General features: G+C 73.7%; 7 protein-coding genes. 5 read left to right on the top strand and 2 right to left on the bottom strand.

The window, feature by feature from the left end; genetic code table 11:
* Window positions 1-137: 137 nt before the first annotated feature.
* Entirely contained in the window at window positions 138-2,627 is a 2,490-nt protein-coding gene (locus ACZ4W5_RS37560; protein WP_465659706.1) for a Tex family protein, read from the bottom strand.
* A 209-nt stretch (window positions 2,628-2,836) separates the two neighbouring features.
* Here ACZ4W5_RS37560 and ACZ4W5_RS37555 point away from each other — a divergent pair, with 209 nt between their 5' ends.
* Window positions 2,837-3,736, top strand: coding sequence for an aminoglycoside phosphotransferase family protein (locus tag ACZ4W5_RS37555; protein ID WP_465659704.1), 900 nt, complete (start codon window positions 2,837-2,839; stop codon window positions 3,734-3,736).
* A gap of 7 nt (window positions 3,737-3,743) precedes the next feature.
* Here the strand turns inward: ACZ4W5_RS37555 and ACZ4W5_RS37550 are convergent, their stop codons facing one another.
* Window positions 3,744-4,637: a LysR family substrate-binding domain-containing protein gene (locus tag ACZ4W5_RS37550; protein WP_465659702.1), complete on the bottom strand. Its 894-nt coding sequence runs from the start codon at window positions 4,635-4,637 to the stop codon at window positions 3,744-3,746.
* Window positions 4,638-4,657: 20 nt separating this feature from the next.
* Between ACZ4W5_RS37550 and ACZ4W5_RS37545 the strand changes: the two genes are divergently transcribed.
* From ACZ4W5_RS37545 to ACZ4W5_RS37530, 4 genes are all read left to right on the top strand, one after another.
* Complete coding sequence (locus ACZ4W5_RS37545) at window positions 4,658-5,164, top strand: DUF6232 family protein (RefSeq protein ID WP_465659700.1); 507 nt, start codon at window positions 4,658-4,660, stop codon at window positions 5,162-5,164.
* The gene (locus ACZ4W5_RS37540) at window positions 5,161-5,490 is read left to right on the top strand and encodes a hypothetical protein (protein ID WP_360245653.1); all 330 of its coding nucleotides are present in this window, start codon (window positions 5,161-5,163) and stop codon (window positions 5,488-5,490) included. Before ACZ4W5_RS37545 ends, ACZ4W5_RS37540 begins: the two co-directional genes overlap by 4 nt.
* Before the next feature lie 71 nt (window positions 5,491-5,561).
* Window positions 5,562-6,194, top strand: a complete 633-nt coding sequence (locus ACZ4W5_RS37535; protein ID WP_402482962.1) for a TetR/AcrR family transcriptional regulator — start codon at window positions 5,562-5,564, stop codon at window positions 6,192-6,194.
* Window positions 6,195-6,216: 22 nt separating this feature from the next.
* Entirely contained in the window at window positions 6,217-6,951 is a 735-nt protein-coding gene (locus ACZ4W5_RS37530) for a tyrosine-protein phosphatase (protein ID WP_465659698.1), read from the top strand.
* Window positions 6,952-7,081 lie beyond the last annotated feature (130 nt).

Raw genomic sequence — 7,081 nt, 5'->3', positions numbered from 1 at the left:
CGATGGGCGGGGGGGGCGCGCAGCAACAAAGAGAGGAAAAAACCAAAGAAAAAAAAAAACACCCCCCCCCCGCCCCCCCCCCCCCCCCCACCCCCGCCCCCCCCCCCCCCCCCCCCCCCCGGCCGTCAGCGCCCAGCTCAGCGCCGTCCGGAGCGCCGGTCCTTCGGGGCGCCGTCGCCGCCACCACCGGTCAGACCGGCCCGGCGCAGCGCGTCCGCCATGGCGCTGTTGGCCAGCGGGGCGTTGCCGCCGGAGCCGGAGCCGCCCCCGCGCCGGTCCTGGCCGCCCCGGCCGCCCTGGCCTGCGCCCCGGTCGCCGCCACGGTCGCCGCCACGGCGCTCCTGGCGCGGCGGGCGGGCCTGCCGCTCGCCCCGGTCGCCACCGCGGTCACCCCGGTCGCCGCCCCGCTCCCGGCCGACCTCGTCGTCCAGCCGCAGGGTCAGCCCGATCCGCTTGCGCGGCACGTCCACCGTGAGCACCCGGACCTTGACGATGTCGCCGGGCTTGACCACCTCGCGCGGGTCCTTGACGAAGTTCCTGGACAGCGCCGAGACGTGCACCAGCCCGTCCTGGTGGACGCCCACGTCGACGAAGGCGCCGAAGGCGGCCACGTTGGTGACCACGCCCTCCAGCACCATGCCGACCTCCAGGTCGCCGATCTTGTCGACGCCCTCCTTGAACACCGCGGTGCGGAAGGCCGGGCGCGGGTCACGGCCCGGCTTGTCCAGCTCGCCCAGGATGTCGGTGACGGTCGGGACGCCGAAGGTGTCGTCGGCGAAGTCGGCCGGGCGCAGCGCCCGCAGCCGCTCCCCGTTGCCGATCAGCTCGCGCAGCTCGCCCCCGGTGGCGGCGAGGATCCGGCGCACCACCGGGTAGGCCTCGGGGTGCACGCTGGAGGCGTCCAGCGGGTCCTCGCCGCCGGGGATCCGCAGGAAGCCCGCGCACTGCTCGAAGGCCTTGGGGCCCAGCCGGGAGACGTCCTTGAGCTGCCTGCGGGTGCGGAACGGGCCGTTGGCGTCGCGGTGCGCCACGATGTTGTCGGCCAGCGTGGCGGTGATGCCGGAGACCCGGGTGAGCAGCGGCGCCGAGGCGGTGTTGACGTCCACGCCGACGGCGTTGACGCAGTCCTCGACCACGGCGTCCAGCGAGCGCGAGAGCTTCACCTCGCTCAGGTCGTGCTGGTACTGGCCGACGCCGATCGACTTGGGGTCGATCTTGACAAGTTCGGCCAGCGGGTCCTGGAGCCGGCGGGCGATCGACACCGCGCCGCGGATCGACACGTCGAGCTCCGGCAGCTCCTGCGAGGCGAACGCGGAGGCCGAGTAGACGGAGGCGCCGGCCTCGCTGACCATCGCCTTGGTGAGCCCCAGCTCGGGGTGGCGCTTGAGCAGGTCCTCGGCGAGCTTGTCGGTCTCCCGGGAGGCGGTGCCGTTGCCGATCGCCACCAGGTCGACGTCGTGCTTCTTCGCCAGCGCGGCGAGGGTGTTCAGCGCCGCGTCCCACTTGTTGGCGGGCTGGTGCGGGTAGATGGTCTCGTACGCGACCACCTTGCCGGTGGCGTCGACCACGGCGACCTTCACCCCGGTGCGGAAGCCCGGGTCCAGGCCCATGGTGGCGCGGGTGCCGGCCGGAGCGGCGAGCAGCAGGTCGCGCAGGTTGGCGGCGAAGACCCGCACCGCCTCGTCCTCGGCCTCGGCGCGCAGCCGGCCCCGCAGGTCGATGCCGAGCCGCACCAGGATCCGGGTGCGCCAGGCCCAACGGACCGTGTCGACCAGCCACTTGTCGGCCGGGCGGCCGCGGTCGGCGATGCCGAAGCGGGCCGCGATGCGCTGCTCGTAGTCGCTCTCGCCGGGCAGGTCGCCCTCGGACTCGCCGTCGTAGGGGGAGAGTTCGAGGTCCAGCACCTCCTCCTTCTCACCGCGCAGCATCGCCAGGATGCGGTGCGAGGGGAGCTTGGTGAACGGCTCGGAGAAGTCGAAGTAGTCGGCGAACTTGGCGCCGTCGCCCTCCTTGCCGTCCCGGACCCTGGCCACCAGCCGGCCGCGGCCCCACATCCGCTCGCGCAGCGAGCCGACCAGGTCCGCGTCCTCGCCGAAGCGCTCGACCAGGATCGACCTGGCGCCCTCCAGCGCGGCCGCGGCGTCCGCCACCGACTCGTTCAGGTACTGCGCGGCGAGCGCCGCCGGGTCCTGCGTCGGGTCGGCGAGCAGGGTGTCGGCCAGCGGCTCCAGCCCGGCCTCCCGGGCGATCTGCGCCTTGGTGCGCCGCTTGGGCTTGAACGGCAGGTAGATGTCCTCCAGCCGTGCCTTGGAGTCGGCGGCCAGCACCTGGGCGCGCAGCGCGTCGTCCAGCTTGCCCTGGGAGTCGATCGACTCCAGGACGGCCGCCCGGCGCTCCTCCAACTCGCGCAGGTAGCGCAGCCGCTCCTCCAGGGTGCGCAGCTGGGCGTCGTCCAGCGAGCCGGTGACCTCCTTGCGGTAGCGGGCCACGAACGGCACGGTCGCGCCGCCGTCGAGCAACTCGACGGCGGACGTCACCTGCCCCTCGCGAACGCCCAGTTCCTCGGCGATCTTGCGCTCGATCGCCTGCTGGGCCTGCCGGGCCACCTGTTCGACTGGCGTGGTCACGAAGCCGGTCACCTTCTCCTTCAGTGCTTTCGCCGTACCCCCCGCATTCTGGCAGGTGCCGGTGACACCGCACGGCCGCACCCGGGGCGGCGGGCGTGGCGCGCGGGCGAGCGGGCCGCGCGGGGGCGGGCGGCGCGTGGTCAGGTCGGTGCCCCGGCAGTTCGCCGATCCGCCTGTCGGGCGGCGGTCCGCGCTGTACGCTGCCGGGCATGTGCGCTGCCGCCCGGATGCACCCCGATGAGCCGGTCGTCGACGCGGCCCTGGTACGGCGGTTGCTCTCCGCCCAGTTCCCGCAGTGGGTGGGGCTTCCGGTCACGCCCGTCGGGCCCGCCGGGGCGGACAACGCCATGTTCCGGCTCGGGCCCGAACTCGCCGTCCGGCTGCCCCGGGTGGAGTGGGCCGCCGGGGACGTCCGGCGCGAGCACCAGTGGCTGCCCCGGCTGGCACCGCAGTTGCCGCTGCCCGTCCCCGCCCCGCTGGCCGTCGGCCGCCCCGCCGCCGGCTACCCCTGGCAGTGGTCGGTGCTGCGCTGGCTCGACGGCGTCAACCCGGCGGTCGGCGTGCTCGCCGCACCCGAGGGCCTCGCCCGCGACCTGGCCGGCTTCGTCAACGCCCTGCGCGAGCTCGACCCGGCCAGTGCCCCGGCCGGCCAGCGCAGCGTGCCGCTCGCCTCCCGGGACGGCGCCACCCGCGCGGCGATCGCCCAACTCACCGGCGCGATCGACACCGCCGCCGCAACCGCCCTGTGGGACAAGGCACTCCGCCTCCCCGAGTACGCCGGACCGCCGGCCTGGATGCACGGCGACCTCACCCCCGGGAACCTGCTGGTCGACGGCTCCGGGCGGCTCACCGCCGTCATCGACTTCGCCCTGATGGGCGTCGGCGACCCCACCGCCGACCTGATGCCCGCCTGGAACCTGCTGCCCGCCGCCGCCAGACCCGCCTTCCGCACCGCCCTGCGCGCCGACGACGCCATGTGGGCCCGCGGCCGCGCCTGGGCCCTCTCCATAGCCCTGGTGACGATCCCCTACTACCGCCACACCGACCCGGCCCGGACCGCCAACGCCCGTCACGTCGTCCACGAGGTACTCGCCGACCGCAGCGTCTGAGCAGCGTCTAAGGGGTGCCGTCCGGCCCGACGATCGCCAGCAGCCGGTGCACCAACGGGCTGCCGTCGTCGGCCCGCCAGGCCACCGCGACCCGGGTGCGGGCCGCACCGGGGTCGATCCGGCGGAAGGCGACGCCGCGCAGCCGGATCCGCCGGATGCCGGCCGGGGCCAGCGAGACCCCGAGGCCCGCCCCCACCAGGGCGCACACCGTCTGCCACTCCACCGCCTGCTGCCCGATCCGCGGGCTGAAACCCGCCTCCGCGCACAGGCCGGTGATCCGGTCGTACAGCTGCGGCCCCTCCTCGCGGGGCAGCAGCACGAACGGCTCCGCCGCCAACTGCCCGAGCCGGACGACTCGTTGGGCGGCGAGCGGATGGTCCGCCGGGAGCACGGCGACGAAGGGCTCGCTGAGCACCGTCCGGAACCGCAGCCCCTGGTCGTCGGCGGGCGGCTCGCGCAGCAGGCCGACGTCGATGCCTTGGTCGCGCAGGGCGGCGAGCTGGGGCGCGCTGGTCATCTCCCGGACGTCCAGCCGCACCCCCGGGTGGCGCTCCCGGAAGGCGTGCAGCAGCCCGGGCAGGACGGTCAGGGCGAGCGAGGCGGAGAAGCCGATCCGCAGCCGCCCCGCCTCCCCGTCGCCCACCGCCCGGGCGGCCGCCAGCCCGTCCGCGAGCTCGGCCAGCACCCGGCGCGCGACCGGCAGCAGCTCCTGCTGGCCGGTGCTGCGGCGCTGCTTCGGCGAGGTCCGACCGGCCGCGACGATGCAAGTGTGCGGCCTGGCCGACCCCCGGATGCGGATCGAGATCGAGGTGACCGCCCGGCGCTCGGCCGGGTGAGGGGCCGCTGATCCACCGCCAGCGTTCGCGCTGTCCGCGGCCGTTGCTATGGTTCTCCCCGCCACTACGGGTAGGGGGATCGGACTTGGCACGTAGCATGATCGACGTCAGCGTGAGTCGGCGGGTGCTGTGGGTCGGCGGCGACGCCTACCCGCTGGGCAACATCGCCCGGGCACGGCAGTTCATGGTCGTACCGAGACGGTCGTTCGCGATCCGCAGGTTCCTCCGGGCCCTGGGCTCCCTGTTCGCCCTCCTCCTGGCGATCGCCTTCGTCAGCGAGGCGCAGAAGAACGACTCCGTCAAGGCCGTCGGCGGCTGGGTCGTGATCGCCTTGTTCGCCCTCAGCGTCTACCGGCTGGTCCAGCGGCTCCGCATGAAGCCGCTCTACAAGCTGATCATCGAGACGTCCAGCTCCTCGAACACGGCCGTGGTGAGCCATGACTCCGCCGAGGTGAGCACGCTCATCAGGCTGATCATGGACGCGATCGACAACCCCCAGGCCGAGTTCGCGCTCCAGGTCGAGAACATCCACATCGGCGACCGGATCAACCAGTACGGCGACCACAACACGGGGAAGATGGTCCACTCATGAGCAACTCCTTCCACTTCGGCGACTCGGTCACCCAGCACGGCGACCACAACATCGGCATCGTCAAGAACCAGGGCCCGGTCGACCCGCAGGCCGCGCTGCGCGAACTCGCGGCCGCCGTCCAGCAGTTGCGCGACCACGTGCCGGCCGAGGACCGCGAGGTGCTGGACGAGTCGCTGGAGGCCATCGGCGACGGCGCCGGCGACGGGGCATCGCCGTCCGCCCTGCGCCGGGCGCTGCGCAACATCTCCGGGGTGGCCTCGCTGGTGCGGGCGGGTGCGCCGGTGGTGGAGTCGGTCCGCCGGATCCTGGACTCGCTCGACTCCTGACGGTCGGGCCACTATTTTCGTACCGGGTCAGAAAACTGCCCCGGTCAATCCCGGCTGCTAGCCTGGACCGCATGACTGGACTGCGGGAGCGCAAGAAGGAACGGACCCGGCGGGCCATCTCCGAGGCGGCCATCACGCTCTTCCTGGAGCACGGCTTCGACCAGGTCTCGGTGGCCGACGTCGCCGCCGCCGCCGAGGTCTCCAAGCCCACCCTGTTCAGCTACTTCGCCAGCAAGGAGGACCTGGTCGTCCACCGCTTCGCCGACCACCAGGAGCAGGCGGCGGACGTGGTCCGCAACCGGGCCGGGGACGAGACCCTGCTGGACGCCCTGCACCGGGACTTCCTGGACGGCCTCGCCCGGCGCGACCCGGTCACCGGCCTCAACGACCACCCCCAGGTGCTGGCCTTCACCGCCCTCGTCCAGGGCACCCCCAGCCTGGCCGCCCGGGTCGGCGCGTACGTCGCCCGCGCCGAGCAGTCCCTCGCCGAGGCGCTGCGCGAGGCCCCCGACCTCGCCCCGCCGCACGAGCTCACGGCCCCGCTGCTCGCCGCCCAGGTCACCGCCACCCAGCGGGTCCTGGCCCTGCACAACTGGCAGCTCCTCCGGGACGGCGGCCGCACCGCCGACGACCTCCACCCCGAGGCCGTCGCCCACGCCGACCGCGCCTTCGAGCTGCTCGCCCGGGGCTACACCGACGCCTGACACCGTGGTTGGATTGCCGCCCATGACGACCCGCCACCTCGACTTCGACGCCCTGCACAACTTCCGTGACCTGGGCGGCTATCCGGCCGCCGACGGACGGACCGTCCGGTGGGGCCTGCTCTACCGCTCCGACTCGCTCGGCAAGATCTCCACCGCCGCCGACCTCGAACGGCTCCGGGCCCTCGGCGTCCGGACCGTGATCGACCTGCGCTACGACTGGGAGATCGCCGCCAAGGGGCGGGTCCCCGACTTCGACGGCCTGGACTTCCGCAACCACTCGATCGAGCACCGCCCGTATGACCAGGCCGCGATCGACCCGGCACTCGACCCGTGGCGCTACCTCGCCGACCGCTTCGCCGAGGTCGCCGAGGACGGCGTCAAGGAGATCCGCCAGACCCTGGACGCGATCACCGACGCCGAGGCCCCGGTGGTCTTCCACTGCATGTCCGGCAAGGACCGCACCGGCCTGATCGCCGCCCTGGTGCTCACCCTGCTCGGCGTCTCCGAGGACGACATCGCCGCGGACTTCGCCCTCACCGAGCTCGCCACCCCGCACCTGGTCGCCGACTGGCACGCCGCCCACCCCGGCGAAACCCTCCGCTGGCCCGGCTACGGCCGCGCCCCGGAGGCCGTCATCCGCCTCACCCTCGCCGATCTCGCCACCCGCTACGGCTCCGTCGAGGCCTACCTCACCGGCACCGTCGGCATCGACCGCGCCCGGATCGACGCCCTGCGGTCACGACTGCTCACGCCCTGACCACTTGCGGCGGTTGCCGAGTGGCGGGCTCCACCGCTAGGGCGTGTCTTGTGGATCAGGTCGGACCAGACCGCGGCGTCAGGGTGCGTGCATCGCAAGGCGGAGGAGGGAGTCCATGCGGAGCATCGGC

The organism is Kitasatospora sp. NPDC029367 (genome assembly GCF_055569135.1).
The sequence above is the reverse complement of the archived record's forward strand: the minus strand, read 5'-3'. Positions and strand labels throughout refer to the sequence as shown.